Here is a 13179-nt window from a genome sequence, read left to right on the forward strand (position 1 = left end):
AACCACAATCCATGGCCAACTGACAGCGATTTCATTCAGCAATTGCAAATTGCTCTTATTCAAACTCCCCCACCCTGCTAAGCTTGCACGCCGGTTTTTCGCTCACGCCCAGGATTTTCGATGTCCTTGTCGCCGTCCCGACTCTCCCCCCTGCTGCTGGCCTTTGCCCTCGCCGCCTGTGACGACGCCCCGCGTTTCACCCAGGCCGAGCCCGGCGAAGCGCTGTCGGGCGGCAACGCCACCGTGCAGCGCACTGACCGTAATGCCTATTCCCTGCCCTCGGCCAACCTCTCGCCCGAGCGGCGCCTGGACTTCGCCGTCGGCAACAGTTTCTTCCGCAACCCCTGGGTGATCGCCCCGTCCACCACCACCGCACGTGACGGCCTGGGCCCGCTGTTCAACACCAATGCCTGCCAGAACTGCCACGTACGTGACGGCCGCGGCCACCCGCCAGAGCCGGGCGACAGCAATGCCGTATCGATGCTGGTACGCCTGTCGATCCCCGACCAACCCTACCTGGCCAAAGTGGTCGAGCGCCTCGGCGTGGTGCCGGAGCCGGTCTATGGCACCCAGCTGCAGGACATGGCCATTCCCGGCGTGACGCCGGAAGGCAAGGTGCGGGTGAGCTACACCAGCGAAACGGTGTCGTTCAAGGACGGCCACCAGGTCGAGCTGCGCAAGCCGGCCCTGCAGATCACCCAGCTTGGCTATGGCGTGATGCACCCCGACACGCGCTTTTCGGCGCGGGTGGCGCCGCCAATGATCGGCCTGGGCCTGCTCGAAGCCATCCCCGAAGCCGACCTGCTGGCCAACGAAGACCCCGACGACCGCAACCGCGACGGCATCCGCGGCCGAGCCAACCGGGTGTGGGACGACGCCCAGGGCAAGACCGTGGTCGGCCGCTTCGGCTGGAAGGCCGGGCAGCCCAACGTCAACCAGCAGAATGTGCACGCCTTTGCCGGCGACATGGGCCTGACCACCACCCTGCAGCCCAACGACGACTGCACCCCGGCGCAGGCTGACTGCCTGGCCGCGCCCAACGGCAACGGTGCCGATGGCGAGAAGGAAGTCAGCGACAACATCCTGCGCCTGGTCACCTTCTACACCCGCAACCTGGCCGTACCAGCCCGCCGCGACGTGGGCTCGCCGCAGGTGCTGGCGGGCAAGAACCTGTTCTACCAGGCCGGCTGCCAGGGCTGCCATACGCCGCAGTTCACCACTGCCGCCAATGCCGCCGAGCCGGAGCTGGCCAACCAGCTGATCCGCCCCTACAGCGACCTGCTGCTGCATGATATGGGCCCAGGCCTGGCCGACGAGCGCACTGAATTCGCCGCCAACGGCCAGGACTGGCGTACCCCGCCACTGTGGGGCGTCGGCCTGAGCGAAACGGTCAGTGGGCACAGCCAGTTCCTGCACGACGGCCGCGCCCGCAACCTGCTCGAAGCCGTGCTCTGGCACGGTGGCGAGGCCGAGGCGGCACGCAATTTCGTACTCACTTTCAATGCCGAGCAGCGTGCCGCGTTGCTGGCGTTCCTGAACTCACTTTAAAAAGCGCATAGGAGCCGGGCATGTTCCGACCCAAACTGTTGTTCACCAGCCTCGCCGCACTCGCCCTCGGCGCCTGCTCGCCGCAGGACCCGCAAGCCGTGACCTCCGCTGCCATCGCCAAGCAGGTGATCCTGCCTACCTACAGCCGTTGGGTCGAAGCCGACCGCACGCTGGCCGCCAGTGCCCTGGCCTACTGCGAAGGCAAGGAAACCCTGGACAAGGCCCGTGCCGCCTTCCTCAACGCGCAAAAGGCCTGGGCCGAGCTGCAACCGCTGCTGGTCGGCCCGCTGGCCGAAGGCAACCGTGCCTGGCAGGTGCAGTTCTGGCCCGACAAGAAGAACCTGGTCGGCCGCCAGGTCGAGCAGCTGGTCAACGCCGACCAGCCGGTCGATGCCGCGGCCCTGGGCAAGGCCAGCGTGGTGGTACGTGGCCTGTCGGCCTACGAGTACATCCTGTTCGACAGCAAGCCGGACATCGCCACTGCCGAGCAGAAAGCCCGCTACTGTCCGCTGCTGGTGGCCATCGGTGAACACCAGAAGGCCCTGGCCGAAGAGATCCTCAAGGGCTGGAACAGCACCGACGGCATGCTCTCGCAGATGACCAAGTTCCCCAACCAACGCTACGCCGATTCCCACGAGGCCATCGCCGACCTGCTGCGCGCCCAGGTCACCGCCCTGGACAGCCTGAAGAAAAAGCTCGGTGCACCGATGGGCCGCCAGAGCAAGGGTATCCCGCAGCCACTGCAGGCCGAAGCCTGGCGCAGCCACAGCTCGCTCAAGAGCCTGGAGGCCAGCCTCAAGGCCGCCGAAGCGGTCTGGGTCGGGGTCGACAACCAGGGCCTGCGCGGCTTGCTGTCCAGCGATCAGAAAGCCCTGGCGGACAAGATCGACGCCGCCTACGCTGCCTCACTCAAACTGCTGGCCGACAACCAGAAGACCCTGGGCGAGCTGCTGGCCGACGACGCCGGCCAGCAAACCCTGAACCAGATCTACGACAGCCTCAATGCCGTCCACCGTCTGCACGAAGGCGACCTGGCCAAGGCGTTGAACATCCAGCTGGGCTTCAATGCCAACGACGGTGACTGATCATGCTGCGACGCCAGGCCCTCAAACTCGGTAGCGTATTGCTCAGCGCCCTCACCCTGGGCGGCTGGAGCCTGTTCCGCAACAAAGGCAGCGAGCCCCTGCTGCTGTCGGCGCGTGACGACGGCGACGGCAAGCACTATGCGGTCGGGTTCCGCCTGGATGGCACCCAGGTGTTCAGCACCCAGGTCGCCCAACGTTGCCATGCCATCATCCATCACCCGGACCTGCCGATCGCCCTGTTCGTCGCCCGCCGTCCCGGCACCGAAAGCTACCTGGTCGACCTGCGCGACGGGCGCCTGCTGCAGACCGTCACCTCGCAGCCGAACCGGCACTTCTACGGCCACGCGGTCATCCATAAAAGTGGCGAATGGCTGTATGCCACCGAGAACGACACCACCGACCCGGGGCGTGGCGTACTCGGTGTGTACCGCTTCGAAGGCGAGCGCCTGGTGCACAGCGGCGAGATTCCGACCCACGGCATCGGCCCACACGAAGTGGCCTGGCTGCCGGACGGCGAAACGCTGATCGTGGCCAACGGCGGTATCCGCACCGAAGCCGAAAGCCGGGTGGAGATGAACCTCGACGCCATGGAACCGAGCCTGGTGCTGATGCAGCGCGACGGTACCCTGCTGAGCAAGGAAACCCTGGCCCAGCAGATGAACAGCGTGCGCCACCTGGCGGTGGGCAGCGATGGCACCATCGCCGCCTGCCAACAGTTCATGGGCGATGCCGATGAAACCGCCGAACTGTTGGCAATCAAGCGCCCGGGCGAGCCGTTCAAGGCCTTCCCGGTGCCGGAGCGGCAGTTGCAGGCCATGGCCCAGTACACCGCCAGCGTGGCTATCCACAGCGAGCTGCGGCTGGTAGCGCTGACCGCGCCACGGGCCAACCGCCTGTTCATCTGGGACCTGGACAGCGGCGCGGTACGGCTGGATGCGCCAATGCCCGATTGTGCGGGGGTGGGCGCGGTGCAGGACGGTTTTGTCGTCACCTCCGGGCAGGGCCGTTGCCGGTTCTATGATTGCCGCAAGGCCGAGCTGGTCGGGCAGCCGATGAACCTGCCGTCCGGTTTCTGGGACAACCACCTGCATCTCGTCTGATTTTTCTGCTGCCTTCACCGGCCTCTTCGCGGGCACGCCCGCTCCCACAGGGACCGCGCAACCCACTGACTGCGCGGTTCCTGTGGGAGCGGGCGAGCCCGCGAAGGGGCCGGCCCAGGCATTCCACTCCCCTTCCCCCCAAAAACAGTCAATACTTCCCCCATTCACACGTGGGCAGGATCGCCCGTTGTCGTGTCCAAGCGAATAACAACCGCATCCAAGGAACCGGACCTATGCTGCGCCGCCGCATGCTCATCATGTTGGCCGTGGTTCTGTTGATCGTGCTGGCCCTGGGGGGCTACAAAGCCTTTTCGATCTACCAGCAGATCCAGATGTTCACTGCCCCCAAGCCGCCCATCACCGTGGCGGCCGCCTTGGCCGAACAGCGCCCGTGGCAAGAGCGCCTGCCCGCCGTCGGCAGCCTCAAGGCGCTACAGGGCGTGGAGCTGAGCCTGGAGGTGGAAGGCATCGTCAAAGCCCTGCACTTCGACTCGGGCCAGCAGGTAAAGGCCGGGCAGCTGCTCCTGCAGCTCAATGACGACCAGGAAACCGCCCTGCTCGGCACTGCCCAGGCCGACCTGGGCCTGGCCAAGGTCGATTTCGGCCGTGGCAGCCAGCTGGTCGGCGACTCGGCCATCTCCCGCGGCGAGTTCGACCGCCTCACCGCCCAGTACCGGCGCAACCAGGCGGTGGTCGACCAGCTCAAGGCATCGAAGACCAAGAAGAGCATCAGCGCCCCGTTCAGCGGCACCATCGGCATTCGCCAGGTGGACGTCGGCGACTACCTGGCCGCCGGCACGGTGATCGCCACCCTGCAAGACACATCAAGCCTCTACGTCGACTTCAACGTACCGGAACAGGCCTTGCCACACCTGAGCCTGGGCCAGCAGGTGCTGGTGCAGGTGGCCGCCTACCCGGGCCAGACCTTCTCCGCCAGCCTCAGTGCCATCAACCCCAAGGTCGAGGAAACCACGCGCAACCTGCTGGTGCGCGCAACCATGGCCAACCCGGACGGCAAACTGCTGCCGGGCATGTTCGCCAGCCTGCTGATCCTGCTGCCCAACCCGCAGCCACAAGTGGTAGTGCCGGAAAGCGCCATCACCTACACCCTGTATGGCAACTCGGTGTACGTCGCCACGCCGAAGAAGGACAAGGACGGCAAGCCGGAAAACGACGACAAGGGTCAGCCGCAGCTCACCGCCGAGCAGCGCACGGTGCAGACCGGCGAACGCCGTGACGGCGTGGTGGTGGTCAGCAAGGGCCTGCAGGCCGGGGAACAGGTGGTCACCGCTGGCCAACTGAAGCTCACCCCCGGCGCCGCAATCCGCATTGGCCAGGACAAAGCCCTCAAGCCCGCACAGGGCGCGCCGGGCAAGGACTGACAGGAGGCTGGCATGGCGTTCACCGACCCGTTCATCCGCCGCCCGGTGCTGGCCAGCGTGGTCAGCCTGTTGATCCTGCTACTGGGCTTCCAGGCCTGGAACAAGCTGCAGATCCGCCAGTACCCGCAAATGGAAAACGCCCTGATCACGGTGACCACCGCCTACCCCGGTGCCAACGCCGAGACCATCCAGGGCTATATCACCCAGCCGCTGCAGCAAAGCCTGGCCAGCGCCGAAGGCATCGACTACATGACCTCGGTGAGCCGGCAGAACTTCTCGATCATTTCCATCTACGCACGCATCGGCGCTGACAGTGACCGGTTGTTCACCGAGCTGCTGGCCAAGGCCAACGAAGTGCGCAACAAGCTGCCCCAGGACTCGGAAGACCCGGTACTGAGCAAGGAAGCCGCCGATGCCTCGGCGCTGATGTACATCAGTTTCTACAGCAAGGAGATGAGCAACCCGCAAATCACCGACTACCTGTCGCGGGTGATCCAGCCCAAGCTGGCCACCCTGCCGGGCATGGCCGAAGCGGAGATCCTCGGCAACCAGGTGTTCGCCATGCGCATCTGGATCGACCCGGTGAAACTGGCAGGCTTCGGCCTGTCGGCCACCGACGTGACCAATGCCGTACGCCGCTACAACTTCCTCTCCGCGGCCGGTGAGGTAAAGGGCGAATACGTGGTCACCAGCATCAACGCCAGCACCGAATTGAAGTCGGCCGAGGCGTTCGCCGCGCTACCGGTCAAGACCAGTGGCGATAGCCGCGTGTTGCTGGGCGATGTGGCGCGGGTCGAGATGGGTGCAGAAAACTACGACACGGTCAGCTCATTCGATGGTACCCCATCGGTGTACATCGGCATCAAGGCCACACCAGCCGCCAACCCGCTGGACGTCATCAAGGAAGTGCGGCGCATCATGCCCGAGCTGGAAAGCCAGCTGCCCTCGGCGCTGAAGGTATCGATCGCCTACGACGCCACGCTGTTCATCCAGGCCTCCATCGACGAAGTGATCAAGACCCTCGGCGAAGCGGTACTGATCGTCATCGTGGTGGTGTTCCTGTTCCTCGGTGCCCTGCGCTCGGTGCTGATCCCGGTGGTGACCATCCCGCTGTCGATGATCGGCGTACTGTTCTTCATGCAGATGATGGGCTACTCGCTAAACCTGCTGACCCTGCTGGCCATGGTGCTGGCCATCGGCCTGGTGGTGGACGATGCGATTGTCGTGGTGGAGAACATCCACCGGCACATGGAAGAAGGCAAGTCGCCGTTCGACGCCGCCCTCGAGGGTGCCCGCGAAATCGCCATGCCGGTGGTGTCGATGACCATCACCCTGGCGGCGGTGTATGCACCGATCGGCTTCCTTACCGGGCTCACCGGCGCCCTGTTCAAGGAGTTTGCCCTGACCTTGGCCGGTGCGGTGATCATCTCCGGTATCGTTGCCCTTACCCTGTCGCCGATGATGTGTGCCCTGCTGCTGCGCCAGGAGCAGAACCCCAGCGGCCTGGCCCACCGCCTGGATGTGCTGTTCGAACGCCTGAAGGTGCGCTACCAGCGCCTGCTGCACGCTACCCTCGACAGCCGGCCGGTGGTGCTGGTGTTCGCCGTGATCATCCTGTGCCTGATCCCCGTGCTGTTGAAGTTCACCCAGAATGAACTGGCGCCCAACGAGGACCAGGGGGTGATCTTCATGATGAGCAGCTCGCCACAGCCGGCCAACCTTGATTACCTCAACGCCTACACTGACGAATTCACCCCGCTGTTCAAGGCTTTCCCGGAGTATTACTCGTCGTTCCAGATCAACGGTTTCAATGGCGTGCAGACCGGTATCGGCGGCTTCCTGCTCAAGCCCTGGAACGAGCGCGAGCGCACGCAGATGGAGCTACTGCCGCTGGTGCAGAGCAAGCTTGAGGAAATCAGCGGCCTGCAGATCTTCGGCTTCAACCTGCCGTCGCTGCCCGGCACCGGCGAGGGCCTGCCATTCCAGTTCGTGATCAACAGCGCTGGCGACTACCCGGCACTGCTGGATGTGGCTCAGCGCATCAAGGCCCGCGCCCAGGAATCCGGCAAGTTTGCCTTCCTCGACATCGACCTGGCCTTCGACAAACCTGAGGTGGTGGTGGACATCGACCGGGCCAAGGCGGCGCAGATGGGGGTGTCGATGGACACCTTGGGCGGCACCCTGGCGACCTTGCTGGGCGAGGCGGAAATCAACCGCTTCACCCTCGAAGGCCGCAGCTACAAGGTGATTGCCCAGGTCGAGCGGCCGTACCGCGATAACCCCGGCTGGCTGAACAACTACTACGTGAAGAACGACCAGGGCCAGCTGCTGCCGCTATCCACCCTGATCACCCTCACCGACCGCGCCCGCCCGCGCCAGCTCAACCAGTTCCAGCAGCTGAACTCGGCGATCATCCAGGGCGTGCCCACCGTCAGCCTGGGCGAGGCGCTGCAGACCGTGCAGGGCATCGCCCGCGAAGAGGCTCCGGAAGGTTTCGCCTTCGACTATGCCGGCGTGGCCCGCCAGTACGTGCAGGAAGGCAGCGCACTGTGGGTGACCTTCGGCCTGGCGCTGGCGATCATCTTCCTGGTGCTGGCGGCGCAGTTCGAAAGCTTCCGTGACCCGCTGGTGATTCTGGTGACGGTGCCGTTGTCGATCTGTGGCGCGCTGCTGCCGCTGTTTCTCGGCGTATCAAGCATGAACATCTACACCCAGGTCGGGCTGGTGACGCTGATCGGGCTGATCAGCAAACACGGCATCCTCATTGTCGAGTTTGCCAACCAGTTGCGAGAGGAACGCGGCCTGAGCGTGCGCGAAGCGATCGAGGAAGCCGCGGCGATTCGCCTGCGACCAGTGCTGATGACCACGGCGGCGATGGTGTTCGGCATGGTGCCGCTGATCCTGGCGACCGGGGCGGGGGCGGTCAGCCGCTTTGACATCGGCACGGTGATTGCCACCGGTATGTCGATTGGCACGCTGTTTACCCTGTTTGTGTTGCCTTGTATCTACACCTTGCTGGCGCACAAGGCGAAAGCCAGGGAACCCGCTGTAGCCTGATCCGGCCTCTTCGCGGGCTCGCCCGCTCCCACCTGGCCAGCATCGACCTTCAGGTTTGCGCAGGACCGGTAGGAGCAGCCTTGTGCTGCGAAGGGGCCATTACTACCGAAGAAGCTCTGGTGTCTTGCTGGCCTCTTCGCAGCACAAGGCTGCTCCTACAAATACTGCACAGGGCTTGAACCTTGCGCGTTCCCTGTGGGAGCGGGCAAGCCCGCGAAGAGGCCGGCAAGGCAGATGCAAAAATGCCAGAGGCCCCGCAATCGCGGGGCCTCTGGCATCCATCTACACCGGGTTCAACCGAACGGCCGCAACCCCTGGCGCATGCCGAACAGGAATAGCAGCAGGTCCTGATCCGGCGCGACCTCGGCCTGTTGCTGCGGTTTCACTTCCCGCGGCAACGCGCACTGGTCAGCCGTCTCGGCCTTGCTGAACACTGTCGGCCTCGGCTCTTCCCAGGCGGCCACCGCCACGGTGGTCACCGCCAGGCCAGCTACCAGGAACAAAGCTCGAGCTATTTCTAGTTTCATTGCCCTAACCCTTTGACAGCGCTGCCAAACGCCATCTGGTAAAAGTAGAGCAGGGTTTGCCATTCTGCGTCATTGATCGACGAATGGCGGCGCAGCTGGCGCAGGTCATTGCCCGCCGCACGCTGGCAGCTGATACGTCGCCGACACTTTTCCAGGTCCAGCAGCGCGACTTCGACCCGGGCCTGCTCACCCTCGCCAATTACCTTGATGAACACGTGCTTGCCATACAGGCAGCCGTGCTGCCAGTGCCCCAGGTGCATCCGCGCCAGGTTGTCCGCCAGGTCCTTGAGCATGCGCTCATGCACCACCTGCGGGTAACGCTCGCGGGCACCTTCGGCATGCCAGGTGTCGAGCTCGACGAAACCGTCGAGTGCTTCGCTCACCAGCAGCGCACGCCACTGGTGGTCGGCATCACGCTCGGCGCCACAGAAGACGATGCGCGGTACGCGCACGCCCAGTTGCTCGAAGCTGTTCAGCGCATCGAGTTCACGCAATACGGTTGGCCGACCGAAAGGGTGCAGCAGGCTCCGGTAGATATGCCCGACCTGGCGCTTGGCATACAGCAGCTTGCCATTGCCATCGTTGAGTCGTTGCACACCACTCTCGCCACCACGGCGCTGGTTAGGCTCCTCGACCCACTCGCCCTGCTGGCGCCAGTAAAAATCGAACCGCGACTCCCCTTTCTGGGCTACAGCCATCAAACACTACCCCTTACGCAATACATAGACCCGCCACATGGCATAGAACGGCAGGAAGTCGAGGCGTTCCTGGATTCTGAAGCCGGCGGCTCGGAATTCTTCTTCGACCGTGTCGGCCGGTAACACAAAACGGTTCTGGTAATTGTCCTGGTCGCCCTTCCTGGCGCTGCGGCGCTTTTCCAGTTTTTTCCGCCGCCAGGCCTTGAAGTTACCATCCACCCACAAAGACAGGATCACACTATCACGGCTAACACGTTGAAATTCCGAAAGAATGGTCTTTCTGTGCGCCGCTTCGCCAATGTGGTGGAACAGGCGCATGCAGAAGATGCTGTCCACCGAGTTGTCCGGCAAGTCGATGGCAAACGCCGAAGTCTGCAAAGGGCGTACCCGTGCGACCACCTCTGGCGCTTGCGCGGTACAGGCTGTCTCGATCATCGCCTCGGAGTTGTCGGCGCCGATGATCACCCGGTTGGGCTTTTCTGCCAGCAACGGCCAGAAGCGGCCGGCACCGCATGGCAGGTCGAGGACCAGGCCAGGCTCACCCGCCAATGCCAAGGCGCGACGCGCCAACTGCTCATCTCGCTTGTGGGAAAGGCGACGCGCCAGGCCATCCTGGTGCTTGAGAAAGTACTCGCGCGCATGTTCTTTGTCGTACTTCTCGGAAAATTCAAGCTTGATGGGGCTACGCATTGGGCATCTCCTGACTCCATTCCGCCCACATTAGGTAAGCAAGCGTAGGAATCAGGTCATGCCGATGTGAAAAAAATGTTGAGCCCCGCATGACCTGTTACAACAGATTACTAGACCAAAGCCTCCGGGTCGCCCTTGGCCGCGGTGTTGCTCAGGTCCACCCTGAAACGGCAGCCGTGCGGCAAGGTCGATGTCAGGGTGACTTTCCAGCCCTGGTCGTCACAGATCCGCTGTACCAGCGACAGGCCCAGGCCCAGGCCCTCGCCGCGCCGCTCATCGCCGCGCACGAACGGCCGGAACATCGCCTCGCGCTGTTCTTCCGGGATACCCACGCCACTGTCCTCCACGCTGAAACCGTTGGCTTCCAGGCTCAGGCGGATGTAGCCGCTGTCGGTGTAGTGCGCGGCATTGCGTAGCAGGTTGCCCATCACCGACTGCAGGAAGGTGGCGTTGTACAGCACCGGGCTGGCACTGACGCGGCCATCGAAATACAAGGCCAGGCCCTTCTGCTCGATGGTGTCGCGCCAGACCCCGACGAGTTCGTCAGCCACTTCCCGCAGGGTGGCCCGCGACGCCACCGCGCCCTCGTCGCGCTGGGCCCGGGCCAGCATCAGAAAGGTCTTGACCAGTTCGCGCATTTCTTCCGTGGCGCGCGCCACGCGCTCCACCTGGCTGCGCGAACGGGCGTCCAGCGTCGGGTTCTCCATCAGCAGTTCGCACGAAGTGGCCAGCACCATCAAGGGCGTACGCAGTTCGTGGCTGACGTCGCTGGTGAACAACCGTTCGCGGGTCAGCGCATCGCGCAGGCGACCCAGGGTATCGTCGAAAGCTACCGCCAGCTGGCCGACTTCGTCCGCGGCATAGTCCGGCGCCAGCGGTGGTGCCAGGCCCAGCAACTGGTCGCGGTGACGTACCTGGCGCGCCAGGCGGATCACCGGCGCCATCACCCGGCGCGCCACCAGCCAGCCGAGGATGACCGCCAGCACCAGGCTGAGCACGAAGCCCACCACCACCACCGCGAACAGCACGCGCTCGCGCTCTTCGAAGTCGCTCTGGTCCTGCAGCAGCACATAGCGGCGGCCATCGACGATCTCGACCATGGCGTGGTACGACAGCTGGTCGCGGAATACTTCGTGGAAGCCGCGGTCGAGGTGGCGCAGGTCCTTGGGCAGCTCGAAGTCGTCACGCCCGCCGCTGAAATAGAATAACTGGTCGGGGCGTGGCCGGTGGCTCCAGTCGCTGACACTGTCCATGCGCAGCAGGCGCTGCAGGTCACCGCCCAGCACCGAGGAAATCAACCGTTCTTCGACCAGGTGCACCGTGCCGACGATGCCGAAGGCGAAGGCCCCGGCCACCAGCGCGCTCATCAGGGCAAAGGCGATGATGATGCGCTGGGCAAGGCTTTGCTTAAACTCCATCACGGCCCTCGGCGAGGCGATAGCCGACGCCATGGACGGTATGCAGCAACGGTTTTTCGAACGGTTTGTCGATCACCTGGCGCAGCTGGTGCACATGGCTGCGCAGGCTGTCGCTGTCGGGGCAGTCATCGCCCCACAGGGCTTCCTCCAGCACTTCGCGGCGCAATACGTGCGGGCTTTTCTGCATCAGCACCGCCAGCAGCTTGAGGCCGACCGGGTTGAGCTTGAGCAAGCGGCCCTGGCGGCTGACTTCGAGGGTGTCGAGGTCATAGCTGAGGTCGGCCACCTGCAGGGTGCGGCGCCCGCCACCCTGGGCTCGGCGCAGCACCGCTTCGATGCGGGCTGCCAGCTCCGACAGGGCGAAGGGCTTGAGCAGGTAGTCGTCGGCACCGGAGCGGAAGCCTTGCAGGCGGTCGTCCAGTTGGTCGCGGGCGGTGAGCATGATAACCGGCGTGTCACGGCGGGCGTCTTCGCGCAGGCGCTTGCACAGGGTATAGCCGTCGATGCCGGGCAGCATGATGTCGAGCACGATCAGGTCGTAGTGCTCGGTGGCAGCCAGGTGCAGGCCGGACAGGCCATCCTGGGCGCAGTCGACGGTGTAGCCTTTCATGCCCAGGTAATCGGCCAGGTTGGCCAGGATATCGCGGTTGTCTTCAACCAAAAGAATGCGCATCGGTTTCTCCTGTGCGGCGCTTCTCGCTGTGGTGCGCGGCAGGCGCAGCTTAAGGCCTATGCCTGCAGGGTGCCAGCCCCAGGGATAATTCACCGCACTTGACGGTTTTTTCACTGATCCTTCACGGACACAGGATAGCGGGCGGCCGACAATGCCCGATCTTTTTCGCGCTCTGGAGCCGTCATGCAGCAACCTACCCGCCCTCGCCCGATCAATTTCTGGCTGTACCTTGGGCTACCCTTGGCGACCGCGCTGGGCTTGATCCTGCTGGAACTGACCTCGGTCGACATGGACATTGCCAACCTGTTCTTCGACCCTGCTGCCGGGCAGTTCATCGGCCGCCACAGCTATTTGCTGGAGAACATCCTGCATGACCGGGTCAAGCAAGTGGTGATCCTGCTGGGCGTGCTGTCGCTACTGACCTTTGCCTCCAGCTTCTTCGTGAAGCGCCTGTTCGGCTGGCGCCGTGAGCTGGGCTGCCTGGTGCTGGCGCTGGGCCTGTCCACGGCGTTTGTCACGCCGCTGAAGAAGGTGACCCAGGTGCAATGCCCGTGGAGCCTGACCCAGTTTGGCGGGGAGGAAACCTACAGCAAGCTGCTGGAGCCTCGGCCGGCGACCGACAAGCCCGGGCTGTGCTGGCCGGGCGGGCATGCCGCGACCGGGTTCTGCCTGTTTGGCTTGTTCTTCATGTTGCGTGATCGCAAGCCGCGGCTGGCGCGGGTCGCGTTGGCGGTGGCCTTCGTGGCCGGGTCGGTGCTTTCACTGGGGCGGATGATGCAGGGGGCACACTTCCTTTCGCATAACGTGTGGACGGCAGTGTTCTGCTGGTTGATCGGGTTGGGGTCGTATTACCTGGTTCTGTATCGTCGGGGAATGGCTGAGGTACCTGCCGCTGAGCGTAGCGTGGCCTGACCCAGGGGCCGCATTGCGGCCCTTTCGCCGGGAGATGGGCTCAAGGCTACCAGGTGCCTGCCTTGAGTTTTGAGGTGGTGCGTAAATCG

The 13179-nt window shown here is 64.2% G+C and carries 11 protein-coding genes; 6 read left to right on the forward strand and 5 right to left on the reverse strand.

From position 1 onward, the window contains the following. Nucleotides 1-120: 120 nt before the first annotated feature. The 5 genes from A4C63_RS14630 to A4C63_RS14650 all read left to right on the forward strand — a co-directional run bounded on the left by A4C63_RS14630 (nt 121) and on the right by A4C63_RS14650 (nt 8172). Nucleotides 121-1548: a di-heme oxidoredictase family protein gene (locus tag A4C63_RS14630; RefSeq protein WP_063913276.1), complete on the forward strand. Its 1428-nt coding sequence runs from the start codon at nt 121-123 to the stop codon at nt 1546-1548. Nucleotides 1549-1568: 20 nt separating this feature from the next. Beyond that, entirely contained in the window at nt 1569-2633 is a 1065-nt protein-coding gene (locus tag A4C63_RS14635; RefSeq protein ID WP_063913277.1) for an imelysin family protein, read from the forward strand. Nucleotides 2634-2635: 2 nt separating this feature from the next. After that, complete coding sequence (locus A4C63_RS14640; protein ID WP_063913278.1) at nt 2636-3733, forward strand: DUF1513 domain-containing protein; 1098 nt, start codon at nt 2636-2638, stop codon at nt 3731-3733. A gap of 233 nt (nt 3734-3966) precedes the next feature. Next, the gene (locus tag A4C63_RS14645) at nt 3967-5115 is read left to right on the forward strand and encodes an efflux RND transporter periplasmic adaptor subunit (RefSeq protein WP_063913279.1); all 1149 of its coding nucleotides are present in this window, start codon (nt 3967-3969) and stop codon (nt 5113-5115) included. A gap of 12 nt (nt 5116-5127) precedes the next feature. Further along, complete coding sequence (locus tag A4C63_RS14650) at nt 5128-8172, forward strand: multidrug efflux RND transporter permease subunit (RefSeq protein ID WP_063913280.1); 3045 nt, start codon at nt 5128-5130, stop codon at nt 8170-8172. 293 nt (nt 8173-8465) lie between these two features. Here the strand turns inward: A4C63_RS14650 and A4C63_RS14655 are convergent, their stop codons facing one another. The 5 genes from A4C63_RS14655 to colR form a co-directional block, all read right to left on the reverse strand. After that, entirely contained in the window at nt 8466-8699 is a 234-nt protein-coding gene (locus A4C63_RS14655; RefSeq protein ID WP_063913281.1) for a hypothetical protein, read from the reverse strand. Continuing rightward, entirely contained in the window at nt 8696-9397 is a 702-nt protein-coding gene (locus tag A4C63_RS14660) for a lipopolysaccharide kinase InaA family protein (protein WP_063913282.1), read from the reverse strand. Before A4C63_RS14660 ends, A4C63_RS14655 begins: the two co-directional genes overlap by 4 nt. A 6-nt stretch (nt 9398-9403) precedes the next feature. Next, complete coding sequence (locus tag A4C63_RS14665) at nt 9404-10087, reverse strand: class I SAM-dependent methyltransferase (RefSeq protein ID WP_063913283.1); 684 nt, start codon at nt 10085-10087, stop codon at nt 9404-9406. A 110-nt stretch (nt 10088-10197) separates the two neighbouring features. Beyond that, nucleotides 10198-11505 (reverse strand): HAMP domain-containing sensor histidine kinase, encoded by a 1308-nt coding sequence (locus A4C63_RS14670; protein ID WP_063913284.1) that lies wholly within the window; start codon nt 11503-11505, stop codon nt 10198-10200. Further along, complete coding sequence (colR, locus tag A4C63_RS14675; protein WP_063913285.1) at nt 11495-12178, reverse strand: two-component system response regulator ColR; 684 nt, start codon at nt 12176-12178, stop codon at nt 11495-11497. Before colR ends, A4C63_RS14670 begins: the two co-directional genes overlap by 11 nt. 183 nt (nt 12179-12361) lie before the next feature. On the opposite strand from colR, the gene A4C63_RS14680 reads away from it, so the two are divergent. Further along, on the forward strand, nt 12362-13090 hold the full coding sequence (locus tag A4C63_RS14680; protein WP_063913286.1) for a phosphatase PAP2 family protein: 729 nt from the start codon (nt 12362-12364) through the stop codon (nt 13088-13090). Nucleotides 13091-13179: the final 89 nt, after the last annotated feature.

Origin of the sequence: Pseudomonas sp. p21, assembly GCF_001642705.1 — a bacterium.
Classification (GTDB): Bacteria; Pseudomonadota; Gammaproteobacteria; order Pseudomonadales; family Pseudomonadaceae; genus Aquipseudomonas.

Excerpts from the sequence above, each read along its gene's own strand:
- colR (WP_063913285.1), bottom strand. The coding sequence starts at position 12,178 with ATGCGCATTCTTTTGGTTGAAGACAACCGCGATATCCTGGCCAACCTG.
- A4C63_RS14660 (WP_063913282.1), bottom strand. The coding sequence starts at position 9,397 with ATGGCTGTAGCCCAGAAAGGGGAGTCGCGGTTCGATTTTTACTGGCGC.
- A4C63_RS14655 (WP_063913281.1), bottom strand. The coding sequence starts at position 8,699 with ATGAAACTAGAAATAGCTCGAGCTTTGTTCCTGGTAGCTGGCCTGGCG.
- A4C63_RS14650 (WP_063913280.1), top strand. The coding sequence starts at position 5,128 with ATGGCGTTCACCGACCCGTTCATCCGCCGCCCGGTGCTGGCCAGCGTG.
- A4C63_RS14665 (WP_063913283.1), bottom strand. The coding sequence starts at position 10,087 with ATGCGTAGCCCCATCAAGCTTGAATTTTCCGAGAAGTACGACAAAGAA.
- A4C63_RS14630 (WP_063913276.1), top strand. The coding sequence starts at position 121 with ATGTCCTTGTCGCCGTCCCGACTCTCCCCCCTGCTGCTGGCCTTTGCC.
- A4C63_RS14635 (WP_063913277.1), top strand. The coding sequence starts at position 1,569 with ATGTTCCGACCCAAACTGTTGTTCACCAGCCTCGCCGCACTCGCCCTC.
- A4C63_RS14680 (WP_063913286.1), top strand. The coding sequence starts at position 12,362 with ATGCAGCAACCTACCCGCCCTCGCCCGATCAATTTCTGGCTGTACCTT.
- A4C63_RS14645 (WP_063913279.1), top strand. The coding sequence starts at position 3,967 with ATGCTGCGCCGCCGCATGCTCATCATGTTGGCCGTGGTTCTGTTGATC.
- A4C63_RS14670 (WP_063913284.1), bottom strand. The coding sequence starts at position 11,505 with ATGGAGTTTAAGCAAAGCCTTGCCCAGCGCATCATCATCGCCTTTGCC.
- A4C63_RS14640 (WP_063913278.1), top strand. The coding sequence starts at position 2,636 with ATGCTGCGACGCCAGGCCCTCAAACTCGGTAGCGTATTGCTCAGCGCC.